Genomic DNA, 25,981 nt, shown 5'->3' on the forward strand with positions numbered 1-25,981 from the left:
GTCAAAATATTCTCGAGGAATTGAAAATAATGACAAATTCTCTTAAACCTGATGCTGATTTAAATAAAGATGATCATTCTTTTGATGGAATTACGTTTGAAGTAGAAGAAGAAGAGCATACGCACGAAGGTCAAAAAGTGAAACGCCGTGGTATTTACTTATGGCCTAATTTAATTACCACAGCAGCATTACTCTCTGGTTTTTATTCAATTATTGCCAGTATGAATGGTAACTTTAATCAAGCGATTTATGCCATTTTCTTGGCGGCATTACTTGATGGTTTAGATGGTCGAGTTGCGCGTGCGATTGGTGCACAAAGTGCCTTTGGTGAGCAATATGACTCACTTTCAGACTTATTAGCATTCGGTGTCGCTCCAGCTATTTTGATGTATAGCTGGAGTTTGCATGATCTTGGGCGTATTGGTTTAGCTTGTTGCTTCATTTATACAGCTTGTGCCGCGTTTCGTTTAGCTCGTTTTAATGTGCAGATCGGTATTGTAGATAAACGCTACTTTATTGGGATTGCAAGCCCGCTTGCTGCGGTTACAGTGATTTCACTTGTTTGGGTTGGAAGAGACTATCCTTTTATATTTGATTTAAAAGACATTGTGATTCAAGGTGTTAACTCTATTGTTATGGTAGGCGTTGGATTGTTGATGATTTCAAATATCAAATACTATTCATTCAAACAAATGGACCGTAAACGTGTACCTTTTGTTGTGATGCTGCCTGTGGTCTTGATTTTTGCTGCAATCACGTACAACATTCCTGTAGGGATTTTGATCGTATGTATTATTTACGTGCTCTCAGGATTCGTAACGACATTATTTGCGAAAAAGAATGATTCAAAAATAACAACTTAAAATATGGAGGTTCAGTATGCCATTGATCACTAATAATCAATTAAAGCAGCTGAACCTCAATAAGTCAGACGCTTTAACTTTTCATCCGCCTAAAGGTTTATTTAAAATTGTTTATCAAGCGCTGATTCTACCGAATTTGCCAGAACCCTTTCATTTTTTAAATTTCATTAGCTTAATTGGTCAGCCTCGTATTCCGATTTGCTATAACCCGAGTGCAATTCAGACAACCGCCATTGATACTGCGACTGTTCTAGTTGGCAGTAGCGTTTCAACTGTTGGACATCTCAAAAGTTATAGTGCCAAAGAGCAGTGTCAGTTAGAACAAGATCATTATCAATTTTCAGAAATAGATCAGATAAAAGTTGATTTTCCTAACTATCATTTTTATCGGATAGATGAAGAGTTGAGTTGTCAGCTCAAAGTGAATATCAGTACTGAAATTGAAAATCATTCGGCCTTACAATGGGGGGTTGGGGATTATTGGTATGTACGCTGCCAGTGCGAAGGCGAAATCATTTATAAAAAACAAAAATATCAAATCGAAGCGCAAGGTATTTTAAAACATGCCAGAGCCATCTATTTACCTTTTATCGCGTTTCATTTTTTTACCTATCAAATTATTCAGGTTAGTGCAGACATTCAGATCATCTTGTCTGAACTGAGAAATCAATGGAATAACATCATTTTTTCGAGGATTGAAATTCAGTCGAATAAAAAAGAATCGACGCTTTATAGTCAGAACGTCGTTTTAGACATAACTCGAGTTTATCCAAAGGTACATACCCCGAATGCTCGTGAAATGTACTTGGCTAGAGAGTTTATTTGGCAGTATCAAGAAAATAACGAAATAATCTTTCATCTCAAAGCGCAGAGTCGTGGGGATTATAAGTTTGGTTTGGGAGCGGGTTATGTTGGTAGTTTTAATTATGAATTGATTTGGAATAATCAAGATTACCAAGGCACGGGATATTGCGAATACATTGATTGTCGCCCATTACACTTGCAAGAAAAAAATAAAACTGAACAAATAATAGATCGAATCGCACATTTTCAGCCTTATTTGTGTAAAAAATAAACACTTGGATTAATAAGTTAAAAGAAATTGAGAAAAGTGCTTGCGCCTGACCTGAAATGCTGTAGAATGCACATCCATCGGCGGTGATGCAGATAAAAACTTGTTGAGAAACAAGGATTTGGCTAGAAAGGTTGGATTCTTGGATTGGTTGATAAGTTTGATAAATATCTAAATTACCTGTTGACTTTGAAGAAATTCAGAGTAATATAGCCGACCTAGCTTGATGATGACGAATCATTGAGAAGATCATTAAGAGAATAGAAGAACAACTTGTGTGGATTTTTACTGGTTAATCGATCGAAAATATTTCATTGATTAGATGGTAGAAATTACTCGAAGTTTATTTGAGAAATTAAAGTCAGAAAATTGATGAGCCAAGATTTGTAGCCATAAGCTACTAATGATTATAAACTGAAGAGTTTGATCATGGCTCAGATTGAACGCTGGCGGCAGGCTTAACACATGCAAGTCGAGCGGGGAAAGGTAGCTTGCTACCTAACCTAGCGGCGGACGGGTGAGTAATGCTTAGGAATCTGCCTATTAGTGGGGGACAACATTCCGAAAGGAATGCTAATACCGCATACGTCCTACGGGAGAAAGCAGGGGACCTTCGGGCCTTGCGCTAATAGATGAGCCTAAGTCGGATTAGCTAGTTGGTGGGGTAAAGGCCTACCAAGGCGACGATCTGTAGCGGGTCTGAGAGGATGATCCGCCACACTGGGACTGAGACACGGCCCAGACTCCTACGGGAGGCAGCAGTGGGGAATATTGGACAATGGGGGGAACCCTGATCCAGCCATGCCGCGTGTGTGAAGAAGGCCTTTTGGTTGTAAAGCACTTTAAGCGAGGAGGAGGCTACTAGTATTAATACTACTGGATAGTGGACGTTACTCGCAGAATAAGCACCGGCTAACTCTGTGCCAGCAGCCGCGGTAATACAGAGGGTGCGAGCGTTAATCGGATTTACTGGGCGTAAAGCGTGCGTAGGCGGCTGATTAAGTCGGATGTGAAATCCCTGAGCTTAACTTAGGAATTGCATTCGATACTGGTCAGCTAGAGTATGGGAGAGGATGGTAGAATTCCAGGTGTAGCGGTGAAATGCGTAGAGATCTGGAGGAATACCGATGGCGAAGGCAGCCATCTGGCCTAATACTGACGCTGAGGTACGAAAGCATGGGGAGCAAACAGGATTAGATACCCTGGTAGTCCATGCCGTAAACGATGTCTACTAGCCGTTGGGGCCTTTGAGGCTTTAGTGGCGCAGCTAACGCGATAAGTAGACCGCCTGGGGAGTACGGTCGCAAGACTAAAACTCAAATGAATTGACGGGGGCCCGCACAAGCGGTGGAGCATGTGGTTTAATTCGATGCAACGCGAAGAACCTTACCTGGTCTTGACATAGTAAGAACTTTCCAGAGATGGATTGGTGCCTTCGGGAACTTACATACAGGTGCTGCATGGCTGTCGTCAGCTCGTGTCGTGAGATGTTGGGTTAAGTCCCGCAACGAGCGCAACCCTTTTCCTTATTTGCCAGCGGGTTAAGCCGGGAACTTTAAGGATACTGCCAGTGACAAACTGGAGGAAGGCGGGGACGACGTCAAGTCATCATGGCCCTTACGACCAGGGCTACACACGTGCTACAATGGTCGGTACAAAGGGTTGCTACCTAGCGATAGGATGCTAATCTCAAAAAGCCGATCGTAGTCCGGATTGGAGTCTGCAACTCGACTCCATGAAGTCGGAATCGCTAGTAATCGCGGATCAGAATGCCGCGGTGAATACGTTCCCGGGCCTTGTACACACCGCCCGTCACACCATGGGAGTTTGTTGCACCAGAAGTAGGTAGTCTAACCGCAAGGAGGACGCTTACCACGGTGTGGCCGATGACTGGGGTGAAGTCGTAACAAGGTAGCCGTAGGGGAACCTGCGGCTGGATCACCTCCTTAACGAAAGATTGATGGCCGGTAAGAATCCACAACAAGTTGTTCTTCGAAGATGTATCTGAGGGTCTGTAGCTCAGTTGGTTAGAGCACACGCTTGATAAGCGTGGGGTCACAAGTTCAAGTCTTGTCAGACCCACCACTACTGACGAAGTGATGAATAATCACAAGCTGCTAGATTGAAAGATATGTCGTTCATTATGATTTAAGCTGGGGACTTAGCTTAGTTGGTAGAGCGCCTGCTTTGCACGCAGGAGGTCAGGAGTTCGACTCTCCTAGTCTCCACCATGAATTAAAAAGAGTTTGTAAAAACGAAATTAATTCAAAGCTAAAGTAAATTATAGAAATTAATAAATGCCTAAATAAATCAAAAGAGATTTTGATTTGAGTTTATTAACTTCTGTGATTTATCACAGTTTACTACGCACCGACGAGGTGGTAGTTAATCATTAACAGATTAGAAAATTGAGTCTGAAATAAATTGTTCAAACTCGATTAATTCAACACTAACAGTAATACGTAAGTATTTCAGTTGGATGAAGAGTTAATCTGAGAACTAGCAAAAACACTGAATCAAGCGTTTTGGTAATGAATTTAGATTGAAGCTGTATGGTGATTAAGTTCACAGACAACGAATAGTAGCAATTAAGTTTGCAACGCTAACACTCACTTGTATGTGTTAACGACTGTTTGGGGTTGTATAGTCAAGTAATTAAGTGCATGTGGTGGATGCCTTGGCAGTCAGAGGCGATGAAAGACGTGATAGCCTGCGAAAAGCTCCGGGGAGGCGGCAAATATCCTTTGATCCGGAGATTTCTGAATGGGGGAACCCACCCGCTATAAGGCGGGTATCATAAACTGAATACATAGGTTTATGAAGCGAACGAGGGGAAGTGAAACATCTCAGTACCCTTAGGAAAAGAAATCAATTGAGATTCCCTTAGTAGCGGCGAGCGAACGGGGAGCAGCCCATTAAGTTATGTGTGTTCTAGTGGAACGCTCTGGGAAGTGCGAACGTAGAGGGTGATATTCCCGTACACGAAAGGGCACACATAATGATGACGAGTAGGGCGAGGCACGTGAAACCTTGTCTGAATATGGGGGGACCATCCTCCAAGGCTAAATACTCCTGACTGACCGATAGTGAACCAGTACCGTGAGGGAAAGGCGAAAAGAACCCCTGTGAGGGGAGTGAAATAGATCCTGAAACCGCATGCATACAAGCAGTGGGAGCCGACTTGTTCGGTGACTGCGTACCTTTTGTATAATGGGTCAGCGACTTACATTCAGTAGCAAGGTTAACCGCATAGGGGAGCCGTAGAGAAATCGAGTCTTAATAGGGCGTTTAGTTGCTGGGTGTAGACCCGAAACCAGGCGATCTATCCATGAGCAGGTTGAAGGTTGGGTAACACTAACTGGAGGACCGAACCCACTGTCGTTGAAAAGCCAGGGGATGACTTGTGGATAGGGGTGAAAGGCTAATCAAGCCTGGTGATAGCTGGTTCTCCCCGAAAGCTATTTAGGTAGCGCCTCGGACGAATACCATTGGGGGTAGAGCACTGTTTCGGCTAGGGGGTCATCCCGACTTACCAAACCGATGCAAACTCCGAATACCAATGAGTACTATCCGGGAGACAGACTGCGGGTGCTAACGTCCGTAGTCAAGAGGAAAACAATCCAGACCGCCAGCTAAGGCCCCAAAATCATAGTTAAGTGGGAAACGATGTGGGAAGGCATAGACAGCTAGGAGGTTGGCTTAGAAGCAGCCACCCTTTAAAGAAAGCGTAATAGCTCACTAGTCGAGTCGGCCTGCGCGGAAGATGTAACGGGGCTAAAACTATGTGCCGAAGCTGCGGATTTACGCATTAGCGTAAGTGGTAGGGGAGCGTTCTGTAAGCCGATGAAGGTGTATTGAGAAGTATGCTGGAGGTATCAGAAGTGCGAATGCTGACGTGAGTAACGACAAAACGGGTGAAAAACCCGTTCGCTGAAAGACCAAGGGTTCCAGTCCAACGTTAATCGGGGCTGGGTGAGTCGACCCCTAAGGCGAGGCCGAGAGGCGTAGTCGATGGGAAATTGGTTAATATTCCAATACTTCTGTGTAATGCGATGAGAGGACGGAGAAGGTTAAGTCAGCCTGGCGTTGGTTGTCCAGGTGGAAGGCTGTAGGCATGCATCTTAGGCAAATCCGGGGTGCTCTATGCTGAGAGCTGATAGCAAGCTGTACTTGTACAGTGAAGTGGCTGATACCATGCTTCCAGGAAAAGTCTCTAAGCTTCAGTTACACAGGAATCGTACCCGAAACCGACACAGGTGGTCAGGTCGAGTAGACCAAAGCGCTTGAGAGAACTCTGCTGAAGGAACTAGGCAAAATGGTACCGTAACTTCGGGAGAAGGTACGCTGCTGACGGTGATGGGACTTGCTCCCTGAGCTATTGGCAGCCACAGAAACCAGGCCGCTGCAACTGTTTATTAAAAACATAGCACTCTGCAAACACGAAAGTGGACGTATAGGGTGTGATGCCTGCCCGGTGCTGGAAGGTTAATTGATGGGGTTAGCGTAAGCGAAGCTCTTGATCGAAGCCCCAGTAAACGGCGGCCGTAACTATAACGGTCCTAAGGTAGCGAAATTCCTTGTCGGGTAAGTTCCGACCTGCACGAATGGCATAATGATGGCGGCGCTGTCTCCAGCAGAGGCTCAGTGAAATCGAAATCGCTGTGAAGATGCAGTGTACCCGCGGCTAGACGGAAAGACCCCGTGAACCTTTACTGCAGCTTGACATTGAACTTTGACCTTACTTGTGTAGGATAGGTGGGAGGCTTTGAAGTTGGAACGCTAGTTCCAATGGAGCCGTCCTTGAAATACCACCCTGGTAATGTTGAGGTTCTAACTCTGCCCCGTAATCCGGGGCGAGGACCATGTCTGGTGGGTAGTTTGACTGGGGCGGTCTCCTCCTAAAGAGTAACGGAGGAGTACGAAGGTGCGCTCAGCGTGGTCGGAAATCACGCGTAGAGTATAAAGGCAAAAGCGCGCTTAACTGCGAGACCCACAAGTCGAGCAGGTACGAAAGTAGGTCTTAGTGATCCGGTGGTTCTGTATGGAAGGGCCATCGCTCAACGGATAAAAGGTACTCTGGGGATAACAGGCTGATACCGCCCAAGAGTTCATATCGACGGCGGTGTTTGGCACCTCGATGTCGGCTCATCTCATCCTGGGGCTGAAGCAGGTCCCAAGGGTATGGCTGTTCGCCATTTAAAGAGGTACGCGAGCTGGGTTTAGAACGTCGTGAGACAGTTCGGTCCCTATCTACCGTGGGCGCTGGAAATTTGAGAGGATCTGCTCCTAGTACGAGAGGACCAGAGTGGACGAACCTCTGGTGTACCGGTTGTCACGCCAGTGGCATCGCCGGGTAGCTATGTTCGGAAGGGATAACCGCTGAAAGCATCTAAGCGGGAAGCCTACCTCAAGATAAGATTTCCCTAGGACTTTATGTCCTCTAAAGAGCCGTTCGAGACTAGGACGTTGATAGGTTGGGTGTGGAAGCACGGTGACGTGTGAAGCTGACCAATACTAATTGCTCGTGAGGCTTGACTATACAACACCCAAACAGTTGTTGTATTCAAGATAAATTCAATACTTAACTTGATTTAGTGTATAAACTAGTTACAATACAGACCAATGATCTAATCCGTTAATAACTCTTTCGGTACTAAGTGGCAAAGAACTTAAAATTAAGTTCAAGAGTAAGACCACCGAAAGCCAAAACAGTTTGCTGGCGACAATAGCAAGAGTGAACCACCTGATCCCTTCCCGAACTCAGAAGTGAAACCTCTTCGCGCTGATGGTAGTGTGGCACTTGCCATGTGAGAGTAAGTCATCGCCAGCTTTTAAATTCAAAACACCCCTAACCTAACGGTTAGGGGTGTTTTTTATCGCGGGGGAAATGAAAATAGGATAAATGTTGTGCACAGTGGTGATATATTTCACTCATATATAAAACAAATAATACTTAAAGAGCAAATATGGTTTATAAATTAAGTGATCAGTTAGATCATGTAGGTAATTCCAAATATATTTTTGAAGCTTATAACGAATATTTAAGGGAAAATCGAAATAAATTTCCAACCAGCATCTTAGACTTGATGGCTTCTGAGCAATGGTACGGTGGAAGTGGTTCAACGGCTCCGTATTATTGTGAATTACAGAATGTTGAAATCATTGATTTTGGAAAAGAAACGGCTCATTTTATCCTCACATTAATAAAAAAAGATCATAGAGACTATAAAGAAAAGCCTTTTCGACTTAGATTGATTTATCAAGGTGTGCTAGAACTCGAGATTCCCTATCAAAAAGATATTTCAATTAATTCATTTATGTGGCGTTATGATGAGTTTTTATTTTTTGATCCATGGAGTAGTTATGGACATAATGAAAAAATGTTCACTCATAATATTGAATGGGTTGGGAAACATGTCTGGTCTATTACAGCAAAAGACTTAATTGCTACTTGGGAAGAGTTATGAGAATTAATTAAAGTAGGTTTACTTAAAAATAAATACTCATTTGAAAAAGTCTTGGCGTAGATGAGATCAAAGCAAGTATCCATAAGCAGTTTGCTGGGGACAATGGCAAGAGTTAATCACCTGATCCATTTCCGAACTCAGAAAGGAAACATTTTAGGGTTGGATGGTAATGTGGCATTTGCAAAGTGAGAATATAGCATCACTAGCTTAAAAATACTAAACCTTCCAATTCTTGTTGGGAGTTTTTTATGCGATGAATTCTATATACTGGTTGTTTACTTAAAGGCTTTCCTAAATGACATGGGTTGTTGTGCAAAGCTTTTCTTTTCCATATGAGGCTCAGATTGCCAAAACGCAATTAGAAGCGGCTGGCATTCCTGCACGTATTGAAAATGAACATACGATTAATATGGATTGGCTTTATTCCAATGCTTTAGGTGGTGTTCGTCTATTGGTTTTAGAAGGAGATTCGGAAGAAGCGAGAACGTTGCTTGCACAGGATTTTAGCCAACAATTACAACAACAGTTTGGACTAAGTGAAAACTGCCCAAATTGTGGTAGCAGTGATATACAGCCATATACTGAAGGAAAACGTCCTGCTTATTTAGTTTTTTTATTGCTTGGTTTTCCATTATTTTTTTATAAAAATGGAATGAAGTGTCAGCGATGCCAATATTTTTGGAGCTAATATTTTCTATAAGAATCTACAATAGGTTTTAAATAATCAATGATTGGCTTATGCTCACATTAGAATAAAAAGTGTATTGGTTATGAACATTCAAAAAAATATTCTATGGATTGATTGTGGGGCAGCTGCATTGGCAGGAATGCTTGTGTTATTTGCTGTCCAATGGCTAAGCTCACTTTATCATTTACCAAAGAACGTTATAATTTTTATTGGCTTTGTTAATTTGCTATATGCATGTTATTCATTTTTATTAGCCAATTATAAAAAACGTTCCATTCTATAGATCAACATGTTAGTGGTTGCTAATAGTATGTGGGGTTTGATTTGTCTAATTATGTTATGGATGTTTTGGCAAGAAATGACAATTTTTGCGATCATACATATTTTAGGTGAAGCGTTTTTTGTTAGCTCTTTAGCAAGATTAGAATATCTTTGGCGACAGCAACTTTCATCTTAGTATTGTTGATGTTACACAATGAATTTTTATTCTGTATTAATGATTTAGAATAAATGATCTATCAACCCACTATTTTTTGGTTAACTTATATATAAGCAATAGTTTAGAGAATAAAAATGAGTAATGTAAGGCAATTAGATGTAGAGCAAACAGAAGTTTTGCTGATGATCTTAAAGAAGCGTTTTGAAGCCAATATGCATCGACATCAAGGTTTAAATTGGTTTGATATTGAAGATCAATTAAAACAGCTACCTGAAAAGTTATGGTCACTCAATCAAATGGAAGAGACTGGTGGCGAACCAGATATCGTTTCATTTGAGTCAAAGCCATCACAAATTGTCTTTTATGATTGTGTCTTGGAAACGCCAAAAGGTCGCAGAAGCCTTTGTTATGACCGTGAGGCATTGGAATCACGTAAGGAACATAAACCTGAAAATAATATAATTGATATGGTTGAGGTTATGGGCGTTGAGCTTTTGACAGAAGAGCAATATAAGCAATTACAGTCTGTTGAGCATTTTGATTTAAAGACTTCGAGTTGGGTGAAAACGCCAGATGATATTCGAGTGAAAGGTGGAGCTATTTTTTGTGATCGTCGCTACGGACGAGTTTTCACTTATCACAATGATGCCCAATCTTATTATTCAACTCGAGGATTTCGTAGTTTACTAAAAATCTAAAGTTCAGTGGGTATGAATGGGATTCCTCTTATAAAGTTAAAGTAATCGAACCAATTGAATATTTTTTTAATTTTAAATTTTGCCAAGCGCTTGCTTGGTTTTTGTGGTTTTGATACCTTAGAGCTCACTAAATACTCGAAAACAATGGTCAATAATTACTAGGAAGCAAGCATGCTACTCAACCCCTTATATTACACTGAGCAACATTTAGCCTTTGCTGAAAGTGTTAGGCGCTTTACTGAAAAGGAAATTACTCCGTTTATCAATGAATGGGATGAAGCGGAAACCTTTCCTCGAGAGCTTTATAAAAAAGCAGCCGATATTGGCTTGCTCGGCGTTGGCTTTGATGAAAATTATGGAGGTATTGCGGGGACGGATGCATTTTATACTTTACTTGCCTCTGTTGAATTAGCGAAATGTGCCTCAGGTGGTTTGGCTGCATCTTTGCTTTCACATACGATCGGTACACCACCAATTCAACATTTTGCTCAAGAAGAAGTAAAAGCTGAAGTATTACCAAAAATTTTATCGGGAGAGAAAATTTCTGCATTGGCAATTACTGAACCGAGTGGTGGGTCAGATGTTGCGGCTTTAAAAACTAAAGCGGTCCGAGATGGTGATGATTATATTGTCAGTGGTGAAAAGACCTTTATTACATCAGGTATTCGTGCAGATTATTATTCTGTTGCGGTGAGAACTGATCCCGATGCGAAGGGTGCTAATGGTATTTCAATGTTGCTGATTGATGCACATAGTGAAGGCATTACAAAATCAAAACTGGATAAAATGGGTTGGTGGGCATCGGATACAGCTCATTTGCACTTTGATAAAGTGCGCGTGCCAGCCAAAAACTTACTCGGCGCAGAAAATATGGGCTTCTTCGTCATCATGAACAACTTCAACATGGAGCGATTTTTTCTTGCCGCAAGTAGTTATGGTTATGCATTGGTTTGCTATGAGGAGGCTTTGGATTGGGCAAAGCAGAGACAAACATTTGGGAAACGTTTGGTAGATCATCAAGTCGTTCGTCACAAGCTGGTTGATATGGCGACACGTTTAACTTCGACTCGTGCATTATTGGAAGATACAGCCTACCGTTTAGGAAAACCTGAATTACAAGGAAATGAACTGATTGCTCAAATTTGTATGCTTAAGAATGTCGCAACACAAACGATGCAATTCTGTGCCGATGCTGCGGTGCAGACATTAGGCGGTATGGGTTTTATGCGTGGTATGAAATCTGAACGTATTTATCGCGAAGTGAAAGTCAACATGATTGGCGGTGGGGCTGAGGAAATCATGAAAGATCTTGCCAGTCGCCAACTGGGCTATTAATCCAAATTTTAAAGGCTTTAAATCAACAGTAAACAGGTTTAAAGCCTTATCCACATAACAAGAATGCGTTAAATAATAATTTAGGAAAAAGACATGGATGGTTTATCACTTAACCCGATTTATTACACATCAGAACATCGGGCTTTTGCAGACAGTGTCAAACGTTTTGTAGAGAAAGAAATTTCACCTTATGTAAATGAATGGGATGAAGCAGGATCATTTCCACGAGAACTTTATCAAAAGGCTGCGAATGTCGGTTTAATGGGGCTCGGCTATGATGATGAGCATGGCGGTATTCCTGATTCCGATGCTTTTTACGTGATGTTGGCAGCTATTGAGATGGCAAAAGCTGGATCTGGTGGTGTACATATTTCGCTTATGATTCATAGCATTGGAACACCACCCATTCATCATTTTGCTCGACCTGAGATTCGTGATGAAGTTATGCCACAAATTATTGCTGGTGAAAAAATATCAGCCTTGGCAATTACAGAGCCTAGTGGCGGTTCTGATGTCGCTGCAATTAAAACCAAAGCAGTTCGAGAAAGAGACCATTATATTTTGAATGGTGAAAAGACCTTTATCACATCAGGGATTCGTGCTGATTATTATACGGTTGCTGTAAAGACGGATCAGAATGCTCAAGGCGCAAAAGGCATTTCTATGTTATTGGTCGATGCGCATAGTGAGGGAATAACCAAATCACCTTTACAGAAAATGGGTTGGTGGGCATCAGACACTGCACATCTGCATTTTGACAATGTCAAAGTCCCAGTTAGCCATTTGTTGGGCGAGGAAAATGCCGGTTTTAAAGTCATTATGAATAACTTTAATATGGAGCGTTTTTGGCTAGCCGCGATGGCATATGGTTATGCTTTGGTCTGTTATGAGGAAGCCTTAGATTGGGCAAAACAGCGACAAACTTTTGGAAAGCGCTTGGTAGATCATCAGGTGGTTCGCCACAAACTTGTAGATATGGCAACACAATTGACCACAACACGAGCGTTATTAGAAGATACAGCTTATCGAATGGGACAAAAAGAGCTTCAAGGAGCAGACCTCATTGCACAAATTTCGATGTCAAAAAATATAGCGACTTGTACTATGCAATTTTGTGCGGATGCTGCTGTGCAAACTTTGGGTGGAATGGGTTTTATGCGTGGAACGAAGTCCGAACGAATTTATCGTGAAGTCAAAGTGAATATGATTGGTGGTGGTGCTGAAGAAATTATGAAAGATCTAATCAGTAAGCAGCTAGGCTATTAATTAATATCTATGATGAATAAAAAGTGCGGTTAATTTCCGCACTTTTTATTTTCAAATTTATTCGAGTTCAGCCAATTCTTCTAAAGAAATCTGACGGATTTCGAATATAGGTTGTTTCAAAAATGAGTTCAAAGTTTTTATATCGATAAATTTTATATTATCTAGGGCAATACCTTCAATGCTGTCTTTTTCAGCATCGTAACGAATATCTGGAGTTTGTTCGATAAACTGTTTGAGTAATAGTGGACTATCGCTTAACTCTGCAAGTGGTTTGTCCATCAAAGCTTCAAACTCATAGTCCATCGCATAAATATTGGCTTCCCACGACACATCACTAAAGTTCTCATCTTGACTTGAAATAATGCTACCAGTTTCATAACCTGTGAAATAGTCTTCTTCAGAGTTGATCCAGAGTACATAGCAAGGTTGTGTCGCATCGATTTCTAAGAGTTGATACCAGACAATACCTGAAATTTTGGCAAACTCGAAAGCATCATCTTCATTGAGTTTTGGAATTTCTCCATCATCAATATTAAATTTTTTGCCTGTTTTTTCTAATACAAAAGCTTCAAGTTTTTCATAGATTTCATCATCTACTTCGCCATTACCGATGTCATAATTACATAGTTCATCATAATATAAGCCTTCGATAACTAAAGCTTTGTATGCCTTTTCCGCTTCAGCTTTATCAGTATAAATCTGTTTAATTGCCCCCGTAGAAACGCAATTCGTCAGATGCCATTCATCATTGTAAGCAAAATCATTTTGTCGAATGACGTATTGTATATTGTTCATTTTTATTTCCCCTTAAGTTAAGCAATTTTAGTTTTTAATTCTTGCAGTTTGGCTGCACTTGGTGGGACGGCCATCCCATTATCCATCCACAGTTCAAAACGCATTGGATTAAAAAAGAAGTCTGGACTGATATCAAAATCAATAAACTTGGCTTCGCTTTTCCCCATCATTGGTAAAATAGTATTGATAAACCAACTATTATGTGTGATCAGCAAAGATTTTAGTTGTCCTGTCACTGATAATGGCGAGAGTAATGTAGCGGACAGCTTTGGGTCATCAATCACATCAGCGTGGAATTTTTCTAGGCGTTTAGCCAGTCCATCAGTCGGAATATCCTGCATTGCTGCAACAAAGTCTCCAATCGTTGGAATAAAGCGGTGATGGAAATCAACTAACAGATGATCTTTTTCACAAAGGTCTTTAACTTCTATGCTATTCCCAGCACTATTTTCAAAGTGGTGTCCAAAAATCGGAATAATCACTTCTTGCACGCCCCAAAAAGTATGCAAGATACGATGGCGATTGTCAGTGCATAGCATTTTGGTACTGTCGATTAGAGCATGAATATCAATATAATCTTCAAGCTCGCCCCCACGACGTTTCACCGAAATATTGGCATGTTGGACTGGATTCATTTGTACTATTTCTTGTAATCTTTTGATGTTTAAGCAGAATAGCAGTTTTTAATTTGAACGAGAATAGAGGAAAAGGGTTAGGCGTTAAGTTGTGTCGTTGGAAGTCGATATATTTTAAATTACAGGTTTTTTTAGTTAGATTAAGGTTGTTTAATGACTAATTTCTTTTGTAAAAATATCTAAAATATGAGTTTGAGAATTCTCTAATGTGATTAATATTTGAGACGGAGAAATTTGTTGAATAACATCAATCCACCAGATGACGGTGGATTTCGATGTAATTCAAAATATTGAGAGGTTTTTTGACCGTATTGATAAACAATGAATGGTTCTTTGATAAAGTAAATAATTAGTCCACATCCTCCAATCGCACACCATTTCTCATCATGATCAATGATTGCTACTTCTAGATTCCCATAAAAATCTCCTATTTCAATGTACTCATTTATACAATTTGATTGTAACGGTACAAGATAAACAGTTTCTTCAAGGTGGATAATTTTATAATTTTGAGATTGAGTCAGTTGAATATAATTCATTTGCGTTGTTATAAATCCCCACTTTTTCTTAGTCTAGCCATGCATTGCCAATATTCCGAATATACACCTCATCAGGTTCATCCTCATCTTGATAAAGATAACCATTATCTTTCAATATGTTGAGCTCAATGAGCTCTTTAACAAGCTCAGATGTTTTATCAGGATAAGACCAGAGTGCATGTCTATCTCCAGATTCAAATGGCCAATCTAGTCCCATATCTGATACAAGTTGAATCAGATCTCCTTGGTTATTTAATAAATACCACGTGACAATAGCTGATTGGGCTACGTTACCTGCTAATTCTTTTTTCTTATTGCCATTCAAATGAATAAACGAGATGATTTCTTTTTTAGTCTCATTCACGAGTATGTATTGAATTCCCATAAGATACTCATCTTTTCACTTAATAAACGATATTTATTTTCTGACATTAGCAATAAAAGTACCATAATCATACTTTAAGAAGCTTAACTTTTAGAATGCTTGATATTTTTTATCGGTCCAATCGGCATTTAAAATTGCCCAACGCTCATGATCTTTCCATTCTTTTCCACCAACACGCAGGTATTGGCGAGAAAACCCTTCTTTTATAAAACCTGCATTTGCGACAAGGCGAATAGAGGACATATTGTCTGGTTGGATATTGGCTTCTACTCGATGCAGATTCAGTGTTTGAAATGCTTCTTTTAAAACCAGTTGTAGTCCATGTCGCATATAGCCATGTCTTGCATAAGGATAAAAGGCTTCATAACCCAAGTAAGCAGAATGAAAGTAACCTCGAATGATATTGGATATATCAAAGGTGCCAACAATGGCATGATTTTCTGTTAAACACACAAAATAACGGTGTTCTTGAGTGAGATAGTGTTCAAAATCAGTGGGTGGATAGGTCCATGGTTGATGGAGTTGAATACTATTTTGGTAAGCTTGTTTGATTTCAACTAAATCGCTGAGTTGAGGCTTACGTAAATAGATAGCACTCATTTAACCGCCATTTCCCAGACCATTTCCGTCAATTCATCAATTTTAACTTTACCTTCAGGTCGGTACCATGTGACTGTCCAAGAAATAGAACCACCGACTAAACGTCGCCAAATAAACGCATCATGTTTAACCTTGCCTAGAGCGCGTAATTTCTCAATCACATCAAGCCAGACTTGCTCATATTCATTACGCATTTTCAAAAGATAATCTTGTTTTTCTTTAGAAAGCGCAAACCATTCATGTACCAGCACCGCCATAGCCGCACCAGTATCACCAGTAATTGAAATCAATTCAGCTCTGATTAAATCACGCAATTGCTGTTCAGGATCATTTGAGCGTTCAGCTGCTTCTTTAAGTCGTGCAAAGTTATAGATAATGGTTTGTTCCATCACAGTAGCAAGAATGTCATCTTTACTTTTAAAGTGATGGAAGAGACTACCTGATTGAATACCAATAAATTCACCAAGTTGGCGAACCGTAGTTTTATCATATCCTTGCTTATAAAATAGATAGGCGGCACCTAAGAGCAAACGTCCACGTGGGCTATCGTCAAAACATACGATTTTAGGTATTTGCTCAATTGAAGTTGCGATCATGCCTGTCTGTCTATCCCGTCTTATCAAAGTGTATTGTAACAAAATTCATTTCATTAATTGTCTTATCTTTTTATAACAAGCATTTGCTTGAATTTGTCTATTTTTGCTAATACAGCATATCATTATGCACTTTACAAACCAAGCACTTGCTTGGTAATGTTGTGTTGTTTTTAATAATAATGAGAAAGCTCATGACAAGCGTCAAGCAGGATGACCAAAAGTTAGTAAAAATTGGATGTGCTTCTGGGTTTTGGGGCGATACCAATACCGCTGCTTTTCAGTTGGTACATCTGAGTGATATTGATTATTTGGTCTTTGATTATCTATCTGAAATTACCATGTCAATCATGGCTAAAGCAATGATGACCGATCCTAACCATGGTTATGCATTGGATTTTGTTAGTCGTGTGATGTCTCCACTGATCAATAAAATCGCTGAAAAGAAAATTAAAGTGATCAGTAATGCAGGTGGGGTGAATCCCTTAGCTTGTCGTGATGCTTTACAAAAAATCATTAATGAAAAGGGCTTAGATTTAAAAGTAGCTGTGGTACTTGGTGACGATGTATTGCCAAAGCACACCGAGCTACAGCAAAAAAATATCAAAGAAATGTTTAATGGTGAGCCTTTGCCTGCACATGTGGCGAGCAGTAATGCCTATTTAGGTGCTGTTGCTATTCGTGACGCTTTAGATTTGGGCGCGGATATTGTGATTACAGGTCGTGTTGTTGATTCGGCTGTGGTACTTGCACCGTTGTTGCATGAATACAAATGGTCATTGGATGACTATGACAAACTTGCACAAGGCTGTTTAGCTGGACATGTAATTGAATGCGGTGCGCAATGTACGGGCGGTAATTTTACCGATTGGCGTTTGGTTGAAGGCTTTGACAACATGGGCTTTCCAATTGTTGAAGTCAGTGCCGATGCTTCATTCATTGTGACTAAACCACAGGGCACAGGTGGTTTAGTGTCGACCGCTACGGTTGCCGAACAGATTGTTTATGAGATTGGCGATCCTCAAGCTTACTATTTACCTGATGTGACCACAGATTTTAGCCAAGCTCATTTAGAGCAAGTCGGCGAGCATCGCGTAAAAGTGACTGGCGCAACAGGACGAGCGCCTACACCACAATATAAAGTCAGTGCGACCTATGCGGATGGTTATCGTGTCTTGGTTAGTTTCCTTATTGCTGGACGCGAAGCACCTGAAAAAGCCCAAGTGATTGCGGATGCAATCATCAATAAATGTGAACGTGTCCTCGCATTGCGTTCAGTACCGCCATTTAGTGAAAAATCTGTCGAAATTCTAGGGATTGAAAGTACTTATGGCGTACACGCCAAAGTCAAAGATAGTCGTGAAGTCGTGGTCAAAATTGCAGTCAAACATATGTTTAAAGAAGCGTGTATGTTCTTCGCTTCGGAAATCGCACAAGCTTCTACAGGTATGGCACCTGCATTAGCGGGCATTGTCGGTGGTCGCCCTAAAGCCTCAGCAGTGGTGAAATTGTTTTCTTTCTTGATTGATAAAGATCAAATCAAGGTTGAGGTTGATTTTGCAGGCCAGCGACATCCTGTTGAGATTCCTACTGGCTCAGCTACACAGAATTTCGCTCCCCATCCAACTGGCGAAGTCGCAACTTATCAAGGTGATGAAATCGAAGTGCCTTTGATTGAGATTGCTCATGCTCGTAGTGGAGATAAAGGCAACCATAGCAATATTGGTGTGATTGCGCGTAAAGCAGAATATTTGCCGTGGATTCGAGCGGCGCTCACTGAAGCAAATGTTTCAGACTATATGCAGCATGTTTTAGATCCTGAAAAATCGAATGTGATTCGTTATGAGTTACCTGCGATGAATGCATTGAATTTTATGTTGGAAAATGCGCTAGGTGGCGGCGGAATTGCCAGTTTACGTATTGATCCACAAGGCAAGGCATTTGCGCAGCAATTATTGGATATGCCAGTGAAAATCCCAGCAAAGTTGTTAGAAAAATAAAGTAAAGGATGTAGAGCAAAATGAGTTATCAATCAATTTTTAGAACCGATGCATTTGCCGATAAAGTGATTATCGTTACAGGTGGTGGTTCTGGTATTGGGCGCTGTACGGCACATGAGCTGGCATCTTTGGGTGCGCAAGTCGTGATCACAGGGCGAAAAATTGAAAAGCTGGAAAAAGTTAGCCAAGAAATCATAGAGGATGGTGGCAAAGTCCATTTCATCGTTTGTGATAACCGTGATGAAGAACAAGTCAAAAGTATGATTGCTGAAGTCATTGAAAAATTTGGCAAGCTCGATGGTTTAGTAAATAACGCAGGTGGGCAATTTCCTTCTGCACTTGAAAATATTTCTGCCAATGGCTTTGATGCTGTGGTCCGTAACAATCTGCACTCTACATTCTATTTAATGCGTGAAGCTTATAATCAATGGATGGCAAAGCATGGTGGCAGTATCGTCAACATGACCGCAGATATGTGGGGCGGTATGCCGGGTATGGGGCATTCAGGGGCGGCACGTTCAGGGGTAGATAATCTAACCAAAACGGCTTCGGTGGAATGGGGTAAATCAGGCGTACGTGTTAATGCCGTTGCACCAGGTTGGATTATTTCCTCTGGCATGGATAACTACAGTGGTGACTTTGCCAAAGTGATTATTCCAAGTTTGGCAAGCAACGTTCCTTTAAAACGTATGGGTACGGAATCTGAAATTTCTTCAGCGATTTGTTTTTTACTTTCTGATGCAGCGGCTTTTGTTTCAGGCGTGACTTTACGTATTGACGGTGCAGCTTCACAAGGTACGCGCATGTACCCATTGGCGGATGCCACCAACAATGAAGCATTTAATGGTTTTCACCGTGCCTTTATTCCAGATATTTTTAAAAATACAGATGGAGAATAAATGATGACTATTCTTCAATCTGAAATCGCTGTAGGTAGTGAGCAATACGAACAAAACCGTGAAGCGCTATTAAGTCAGCTTGCAGAAGTTCGTGCTGTACAGCAAAAAAGCATTGATAAATCGTATGCTGCAAAACCGAAGTTTGACAAGAAAGGCAAAATCTTGCCGCATGAACGTGTACGTTTATTGCTTGATGCTGATTCACCATTTATCGAGCTGTGTGGCTTAGTTGGCTACAACATGCATGATGATAAAGATGGTTCTGAAGCTGGTGGTGGCATCATTGCTGGGATCGGCTTTGTGAGTGGTGTACGTGCTTTAGTGTCTGCCAGTAATAGTGCCATCAAAGGCGGCACCATGTCGCCAATGGGTGTTCAGAAAACCTTACGTTTGCAAAAAATCGCGCTTGAACAAAAGTTACCGATGGTGACTTTGACTGAAAGTGGTGGGGCAAACTTAAATTATGCCGCAGAAGTATTTACCTATGGCGGAATGACTTTTGCCAATCAAGCTCGATTATCTGCAACAGGCATTCCGCAAGTCGCAGTCGTACATGGCAATGCAACCGCAGGCGGGGCATATCAACCAGGTCTATCTGACTATGTGATCGCGGTGCGCAAACAAACTGAAATGTTGTTGGCAGGTCCACCTTTGTTGCTGGCTGCAACAGGTGAAGTGGCGACAGCTGAAGAACTGGGTGGTGCTGAAATGCATACACAAGTGTCAGGGGTAGCAGAATATCTTGCTGAAAATGATGCCGATGGTATTCGTTTGGCAAGAGAAATTTTTGAGCATTTGAACTGGAAAGAACGAACCACACGTCTCAATCAAGAATACAAAGAACCTCGTTATTCAGCAGAAGAGCTATTAGGCATCATCCCGCAAGATCCAAAACAACCTTTCGATATGAAAGAAATTGTGGCTCGCATTATTGATGATTCTGACTTTCTGGAGTTTAAACAAGAATACGATGCTTTAACGGTATGTGGCTGGGCAAAAATGGGTGGGGTGCATATTGGTATTATTACCAATAATGGTCCAATTACACCACAAGGTGCAGTCAAAGCGGCACAGTTTATTCATCTGTGTGAGCAGACCAAACGACCACTTTTATTCCTGCATAACACCACAGGTTTTATGGTCGGAACAGATGCTGAACAGAACGGCATCATTAAGCATGGTTCGAAATTAATCCAAGCGGTTGCGAATGCGACTGTACCGAAAATTTCGATTATTGTGGCTGGCTCCTACGGTGCAGGCAACTATGCGATGTGTGGGCGTAGTCTCTCTCCAAGTTTTATCTTTGCATGGCCAAATTCACATGTTGCGGTAATGGGGGCAGCACAAGCAGGGAAAGTGTTGCGTATCGTCGCAGAAGGTAAACAGAAAGCTTCTGGAATGGAACCGAATTCACAAATGTTGGATTTCCTAGAGCAAAGCACTGCGATGAAATTAGAACAGCAATCGACTGCTTTGTTTAATACAGCAATGTTGCATGACGATGGCATTATCGATCCAAGAGATACGCGTAAAGTCCTGATCTTCTTGCTACAAACCATTTATGAAGCACAACAACGTGAGTTAAATCCAACTCGTTTTGGTGTATCGAGATTTTAAGAAATCTCCCCTAGCCCCTCTTTTAAAGAGGGGAACTCCTCCCTTTGAAAAGGGAGGTTGGGAGGGATTTAAAAATATTTAATGTTTAAGGAAAAAAATAATGAAATTTACCGCAGAGCATGAAGCATTACGCCGTACCGCACGTCAGTTTGTAGAAAACGAACTTAATCCGTTTATTCCCGAATGGGAAGCAGCGGGACGTTTTCCGATCCATGATGTGTTTAAGAAAATGGCAGATTTAGGTTTGCTAGGTATCTGTAAGCCAGAAGAAAATGGTGGTCTGGGTTTGGATTATTCATATAACCTTGTGGTGGCAGAAGAATTAGGGCGTGCTGCATGTGGTGGTGTTCCACTGGCGATCGGTGTGCAAACAGATATGGCGACACCTGCACTAGCTCGTTTTGGTAGCACAGAATTAAGAGAAGAATTTTTGAATCCTGCGATTCGCGGTGAATATGTGGCATCAATTGCAGTATCAGAAGTGCATGCAGGTTCAGACGTGGCAGCAATCAAAACCACTGCGAAAAAAGAGGGTGATGATTATGTGATTAACGGCAGCAAAATGTGGATTACCAATTCACTGCAAGCGGATTTCTTCTGTTTACTTGCCAATACCTCAGATGACAAACCGCATGTCAATAAATCCATGATTATTGTACCTGCGAAGACTGCGGGGATCAGTTTTTCAGAGCCACTGAATAAATTAGGTATGCGTTCAACGACAACTGCTCAAGTCTATTTCGATAATGTTCGAGTGCCGCAGCGTTATTTGGTTGGTGCAGAAGGCATGGGTTTCATGATGCAAATGATGCAGTTCCAAGAGGAGCGTATGTGGGCATGTGCTAATGCAGTAGGTGGTTTAGAAAAAGTCATTCAACAAACGATTGATTACGCTAAAGAACGTACTACCTTTGGTCAGCCCTTGATTAATAACCAGTATGTACATTTCCGCTTCGCCGAGTTAATGACTGAAGTTGAAGCATTAAAAGCGCTGACTTATCAAGCTTGTGAACAGCATATTGCTGGGGAAAATGTCACGATGTTGGCTTCGATGGCGAAACTCAAATCGGGACGTCTCACTCGTGAAGTGGCTGATACTTGTCTGCAATATTGGGGCGGCAATGGCTTTATGTGGGATAACCCTGCTTCTCAACTTTATCGTGATGGTCGCCTTGGTTCAATTGGTGGTGGAGCCGATGAAATTATGCTTGGAATTATTTGTAAGTTGATGGACATTTTGCCGAAGAAACAGAAATAAGACAGGGGAAGATCATGACGCTTTCAACTTCTCTAACTGATTTACAAGTGGATGACAGTATCCAACTTGAACAACAGGGCAGTATTTTAACGATATGGCTTAATCGACCTGAAAGTCGCAATGCCATGAGTCTCAATATGGTCAATGCGATTCAACAAGTCTTTACCTACATTGCAGATGATGTATCGATTCGTGCTGTGATTTTACGTGGCAAAGGCGGACATTTCTGTGCAGGCGGTGACATTAAGGATATGGCAGCACTCCGTGTTGAAGCGGCGAATGTGGGTAGCTTACAGCCATATGTTGATTTTAACCGTCGTTTCGGTGCCATGATTGAACAAGTTGATCAAGCGCCACAAACCGTGGTTGCGGTATTAGAAGGTGCGGTATTAGGTGGAGGTTTTGGCTTGGCTTGTGTTTCTGATATCGCGATTAGTCGCGATACGGCACAGTTTGGCTTACCTGAAACAGGCTTAGGTGTTTTACCAGCGCAAATTGCACCTTTCGTAGTGAAACGCATTGGGCTAACACAAGCGCGTCGTTTGGCATTGTTAGGTTCTCGTTTTAATGGTGAGACTGCACAGAAGTTAGGTGTTGTGCATGATGTTGTGCATGATGAAAATGAGCTTGAGCAGTTACTGACCAATACAATTCAAAAAATTAAACGTGCTGCACCATTGGCCTCTCGCAATACTAAAGCTTTATTACATCGTACTTTGAATGAGCCTTTAGATTCTCTACTGGATGACGCTGCACAGCAATTTGCGCAAGCTGTAGGTGGAGCTGAAGGTCAGGAAGGTACAATCGCATTTATTCAAAAACGTTTACCAAATTGGACAGAATAAAGGAACTAAAAATGGCTATTTTATTCTGTAATGTTGGGTGGATGGAAAAATATCAAGGTAATAGAGCATCTGACCAAATTCAGGGTGGTGGTTCTTTTGTTGAGATAGAAGGAAGTGGTGGAGAAGTCTGTAATTTTAGTCCTGATAAAGATATGTTATATGGTTTTGTCCAAACAAGAGGACAAATTAATATTGATAATCTAGGGGCAAGTAAAACAGATGAATTTATTAATGGTGTAACGGTTGTTTGGACTGCAACAAATCCAAAGACTAAAGGTACTTATATTATTGGTTGGTATAAGAATGCAACTGTATTTAGATATTATCAAAAATTTGAAGTTATTCCAAAAGTACAACGAGAAAATGGCATTGATTGTTATCGAATTAGGGCGTTAAAAGTAGATGCAAGATTGTTATCTACTGATGAACGTATCTATTCTATTCCCAGAGCAGGGCAAAGTGGTTTTGGTATGGGGCAAGAGCTAATTTGGTATGGTAAGGGGGAGAAAAATGCAGCACTTATCAAAGAAATTTATCAATTTATAGAAAGTAAAGAGCGTGTTATTGACGTAAAAAATAGATTAAATCGTAGTTATGACCAAGCAAAGAAAGTTCAAGTTGAGAAAGCGGCAATTGAGACAAGTTGTCAATATTTTGAAAGTCTTGGATATGACGTTAAAAGTGTTGAGAAAGATAATTTAGGTTGGGATATTGAAGCTATTGCAGGAAAATTGAAATTAAGAATAGAAGTTAAAGGACTTTCAGGCACAAATTTTACAATCGGACTGACGCCTAATGAATATTCAGCATTTTTACAAGAAGACTTAGATTACCGACTTGCAGTCGTCACGAATGCACTTGTAGAGCCTAAATTATGGATTTGTCGATTTAGTATAGAACAAAATGATTGGATTGCTGAAGCTGTTGATCGTGATGAGTATCAGACGTTAAATATTGACCAAAAAGTTAGTGCCATCATCGAACTAAAGACCAAAATTAGCAAGGAAAAAACTCAATGAAATTTTCAAAAGTTTTAGTCGCAAATCGTGGTGAAATCGCAGTTCGAGTGATGCAAACGGCCAAAGCAATGGGTTATCAAACTGTTGCGGTGTATTCAGATGCAGATGCAAATGCTCGCCATGTTCAAGTGGCTGATGAAGCTGTATACATTGGTGCTTCTAAAGTCTCTGAGTCTTATTTGTCGATCACCAATATTATCGAAGCCTGTAAAAAAACAGGTGCAGATGCGGTTCATCCTGGTTATGGATTTTTATCTGAAAATACCGATTTCGCCCAAGCGTGTAGTGATCATGGCATCACTTTTATTGGTCCAAATGCTGCTGCGATTCACTTGATGGGTAGTAAGCGTTTGTCAAAAATTGCCATGATTGAGGCGGGTGTACCTTGTGTACCAGGTTATGAAGGTGATCGACAAGATATCGAGTATTTGGCAGAGCAAGCAGAAAAAATTGGTTTCCCCTTGATGGTGAAGGCATCTGCTGGTGGTGGTGGGCGTGGTATGCGTTTGGTTCACCAGTCTGCTGATTTACTCGAAGCTTTAAAAACAGCGCGTTCAGAAGCCGAAAATGCATTTGGTTCAGGTGAACTAATTATTGAAAAAGCAGTGATCGCACCTCGTCATGTGGAAATTCAAGTATTTGGTGATACGCATGGCAATTACGTTTATCTATTTGAACGAGATTGTTCAATTCAGCGCCGTCATCAGAAAGTAGTCGAAGAAGCACCTTGTCCCGTGATGACACCTGAATTACGTCAACAAATGGGCGAGGCTGCTGTTGCTGCCGCCAAAGCTTGTGACTATATCGGTGCAGGTACAGTTGAATTCTTACTTGATCAATCAGGTGAGTTTTATTTCCTTGAAATGAATACCCGTTTACAGGTTGAGCATCCAGTAACAGAAATGATCACGGGCCTCGATTTAGTTGAATGGCAACTACGTGTCGCAAATGGTGAAACTTTACCTCTACAGCAGCATGAACTCACCTTAAATGGACATGCAATTGAGGTGCGTTTATATGCAGAAGATCCACGTCAGGACTTCTTGCCTCAAACTGGAAAAGTACTCAGTTGGAAACCTGTGGACTTACCCAATGTTCGGATTGATCATGGGATGTTAGAACAGGGTGAAATTAGCCCGTTTTATGATCCAATGGTGGCGAAGGTGATTGCTTATGGTAAAACTCGTCAGGATGCGATTCGTCTGTTAGCGCGTGCAGTAGATGATTGTGTACTATTGGGTGTGAACAGCAATAAACAGTTTTTGGTAAATTTATTACGTCATCCGATTATCGTGGCAGGTGATACCAATACCGCATTTATTCAACAACATTTTCAAGATGATGTCAGCCTACATCAGCAAGCGCCAAGTTTGGAGAACCTTGCGGTTGCTGCGGCATTGTTCACCCAACTGAACCAAGCGAAAGTTTCATGGCAAACAGGTATTTCTGTGCCTTTCCCATTAAAACTAAAATGTGCAGATCAACAACTGTCACTACAAGTCGAGATGGGTCAACAGCAAGTCACCGTGCGATTATGTGATCAACACTGTACGATTCAGGTTGTAGAAATAACTGATACTCAGATCATCTATAACGTTGATGGCGTGCGTCGAAAGTTGAGTTATGTACTTGATCAAAATCAACTCTATTTAGATACAGCTAATGGTAATTTAGTGATTGAAAATATCACCTATGCCGCACCTGAAGCTGCCGAAGTGGTGGGGGATGGTAAAATCCGTGCACCAATGGATGGTGCGATTGTGAATCTATTGGTCAACGCTGGAGATACCGTTAGCAAAGGTCAAACTCTGTTGATCTTGGAGGCGATGAAAATCCAGCAACAAATTAAATCTGATGTGGATGGTGTTGTTGATGAGCTCATTGGTCAAGTCGGTCAACAAGTGAAAAAACGACAATTGTTATTAAATGTCGCAGTTGCATAAGGCCTATTAATTAAAAAGCTAGGTT

General features: G+C 41.2%; 20 protein-coding genes, 2 tRNA genes and 4 rRNA genes. 20 read left to right on the top strand and 6 right to left on the bottom strand.

What is annotated here, in order from left to right:
• Positions 1 to 29: 29 nt before the first annotated feature.
• The 13 genes from pssA (at position 30) to F933_RS11640 (ending at position 12,828) form a co-directional block, all read left to right on the top strand.
• Positions 30 to 863: a CDP-diacylglycerol--serine O-phosphatidyltransferase gene (gene pssA, locus F933_RS11575; protein ID WP_005061357.1), complete on the top strand. Its 834-nt coding sequence runs from the start codon at positions 30 to 32 to the stop codon at positions 861 to 863.
• 16 nt (positions 864 to 879) lie between these two features.
• Entirely contained in the window at positions 880 to 1,938 is a 1,059-nt protein-coding gene (locus tag F933_RS11580) for a DUF6670 family protein (protein ID WP_005061359.1), read from the top strand.
• A 408-nt stretch (positions 1,939 to 2,346) separates the two neighbouring features.
• Positions 2,347 to 3,884, top strand: a 16S ribosomal RNA gene (locus F933_RS11585).
• Between the two features lie 59 nt (positions 3,885 to 3,943).
• A tRNA-Ile gene (locus tag F933_RS11590) sits at positions 3,944 to 4,020 on the top strand.
• A 70-nt stretch (positions 4,021 to 4,090) separates the two neighbouring features.
• Positions 4,091 to 4,166: transfer RNA gene (locus F933_RS11595), tRNA-Ala, on the top strand.
• 414 nt (positions 4,167 to 4,580) lie between these two features.
• Positions 4,581 to 7,474: ribosomal RNA gene (locus F933_RS11600) — 23S ribosomal RNA — on the top strand.
• 176 nt (positions 7,475 to 7,650) lie between these two features.
• A 5S ribosomal RNA gene (rrf, locus tag F933_RS11605) occupies positions 7,651 to 7,765 on the top strand.
• Positions 7,766 to 7,901: 136 nt separating this feature from the next.
• Positions 7,902 to 8,402, top strand: a complete 501-nt coding sequence (locus F933_RS11610; RefSeq protein ID WP_005061360.1) for a hypothetical protein — start codon at positions 7,902 to 7,904, stop codon at positions 8,400 to 8,402.
• Positions 8,403 to 8,494: 92 nt separating this feature from the next.
• Positions 8,495 to 8,610: ribosomal RNA gene (gene rrf / locus F933_RS17550) — 5S ribosomal RNA — on the top strand.
• Together the 16S, 23S and 5S rRNA genes with 2 tRNA genes alongside form the textbook arrangement of a ribosomal RNA operon.
• Before the next feature lie 87 nt (positions 8,611 to 8,697).
• Complete coding sequence (locus tag F933_RS11620) at positions 8,698 to 9,090, top strand: putative signal transducing protein (RefSeq protein ID WP_005061363.1); 393 nt, start codon at positions 8,698 to 8,700, stop codon at positions 9,088 to 9,090.
• 573 nt (positions 9,091 to 9,663) lie between these two features.
• Positions 9,664 to 10,227 carry a DUF4256 domain-containing protein gene (locus tag F933_RS11630; RefSeq protein ID WP_005061368.1) on the top strand — a complete coding sequence of 188 codons (564 nt, stop codon included), beginning with the start codon at positions 9,664 to 9,666 and terminating at the stop codon, positions 10,225 to 10,227.
• 171 nt (positions 10,228 to 10,398) lie between these two features.
• On the top strand, positions 10,399 to 11,562 hold the full coding sequence (locus F933_RS11635; RefSeq protein WP_005061370.1) for an acyl-CoA dehydrogenase family protein: 1,164 nt from the start codon (positions 10,399 to 10,401) through the stop codon (positions 11,560 to 11,562).
• 93 nt (positions 11,563 to 11,655) lie between these two features.
• Complete coding sequence (locus F933_RS11640; RefSeq protein WP_005061373.1) at positions 11,656 to 12,828, top strand: acyl-CoA dehydrogenase family protein; 1,173 nt, start codon at positions 11,656 to 11,658, stop codon at positions 12,826 to 12,828.
• 57 nt (positions 12,829 to 12,885) lie between these two features.
• Here F933_RS11640 and F933_RS11645 read toward each other — a convergent pair whose 3' ends face one another.
• The 6 genes from F933_RS11645 to F933_RS11670 all read right to left on the bottom strand — a co-directional run bounded on the left by F933_RS11645 (position 12,886) and on the right by F933_RS11670 (position 16,378).
• Positions 12,886 to 13,623, bottom strand: a complete 738-nt coding sequence (locus tag F933_RS11645) for a hypothetical protein (protein ID WP_005061375.1) — start codon at positions 13,621 to 13,623, stop codon at positions 12,886 to 12,888.
• Positions 13,624 to 13,640: 17 nt separating this feature from the next.
• The gene (locus F933_RS11650) at positions 13,641 to 14,258 is read right to left on the bottom strand and encodes a DUF6915 family protein (RefSeq protein WP_005061377.1); all 618 of its coding nucleotides are present in this window, start codon (positions 14,256 to 14,258) and stop codon (positions 13,641 to 13,643) included.
• A gap of 212 nt (positions 14,259 to 14,470) precedes the next feature.
• Entirely contained in the window at positions 14,471 to 14,797 is a 327-nt protein-coding gene (locus F933_RS11655; protein WP_005061378.1) for a hypothetical protein, read from the bottom strand.
• A 28-nt stretch (positions 14,798 to 14,825) separates the two neighbouring features.
• Positions 14,826 to 15,182: a hypothetical protein gene (locus F933_RS11660; RefSeq protein ID WP_005061380.1), complete on the bottom strand. Its 357-nt coding sequence runs from the start codon at positions 15,180 to 15,182 to the stop codon at positions 14,826 to 14,828.
• Between the two features lie 90 nt (positions 15,183 to 15,272).
• Positions 15,273 to 15,782 carry a GNAT family N-acetyltransferase gene (locus F933_RS11665; protein ID WP_005061382.1) on the bottom strand — a complete coding sequence of 170 codons (510 nt, stop codon included), beginning with the start codon at positions 15,780 to 15,782 and terminating at the stop codon, positions 15,273 to 15,275.
• Entirely contained in the window at positions 15,779 to 16,378 is a 600-nt protein-coding gene (locus F933_RS11670) for a TetR/AcrR family transcriptional regulator (RefSeq protein ID WP_005061384.1), read from the bottom strand. The genes F933_RS11665 and F933_RS11670 overlap by 4 nt, the downstream gene beginning before the upstream one ends.
• Positions 16,379 to 16,569: 191 nt before the next feature.
• On the opposite strand from F933_RS11670, the gene F933_RS11675 reads away from it, so the two are divergent.
• From F933_RS11675 to F933_RS11705, 7 genes are all read left to right on the top strand, one after another.
• Entirely contained in the window at positions 16,570 to 18,375 is a 1,806-nt protein-coding gene (locus F933_RS11675) for an acyclic terpene utilization AtuA family protein (protein WP_005061386.1), read from the top strand.
• Between the two features lie 20 nt (positions 18,376 to 18,395).
• Positions 18,396 to 19,274 (top strand): SDR family oxidoreductase, encoded by an 879-nt coding sequence (locus tag F933_RS11680; RefSeq protein WP_005061387.1) that lies wholly within the window; start codon positions 18,396 to 18,398, stop codon positions 19,272 to 19,274.
• A 3-nt stretch (positions 19,275 to 19,277) separates the two neighbouring features.
• Positions 19,278 to 20,891, top strand: coding sequence for an acyl-CoA carboxylase subunit beta (locus F933_RS11685; protein WP_034711003.1), 1,614 nt, complete (start codon positions 19,278 to 19,280; stop codon positions 20,889 to 20,891).
• 100 nt (positions 20,892 to 20,991) lie between these two features.
• Positions 20,992 to 22,149, top strand: a complete 1,158-nt coding sequence (locus F933_RS11690; RefSeq protein WP_005061391.1) for an acyl-CoA dehydrogenase family protein — start codon at positions 20,992 to 20,994, stop codon at positions 22,147 to 22,149.
• Between the two features lie 14 nt (positions 22,150 to 22,163).
• The gene (locus tag F933_RS11695; protein ID WP_005061393.1) at positions 22,164 to 22,994 is read left to right on the top strand and encodes an enoyl-CoA hydratase/isomerase family protein; all 831 of its coding nucleotides are present in this window, start codon (positions 22,164 to 22,166) and stop codon (positions 22,992 to 22,994) included.
• Between the two features lie 11 nt (positions 22,995 to 23,005).
• Entirely contained in the window at positions 23,006 to 24,013 is a 1,008-nt protein-coding gene (locus tag F933_RS16880) for a protein NO VEIN domain-containing protein (protein WP_005061395.1), read from the top strand.
• Entirely contained in the window at positions 24,010 to 25,956 is a 1,947-nt protein-coding gene (locus F933_RS11705) for an acetyl/propionyl/methylcrotonyl-CoA carboxylase subunit alpha (RefSeq protein WP_005061397.1), read from the top strand. Before F933_RS16880 ends, F933_RS11705 begins: the two co-directional genes overlap by 4 nt.
• The last annotated feature ends 25 nt before the right edge of the window (positions 25,957 to 25,981 follow it).

This window comes from Acinetobacter beijerinckii CIP 110307, from assembly GCF_000369005.1.
GTDB lineage: Bacteria > Pseudomonadota > Gammaproteobacteria > Pseudomonadales > Moraxellaceae > Acinetobacter > Acinetobacter beijerinckii.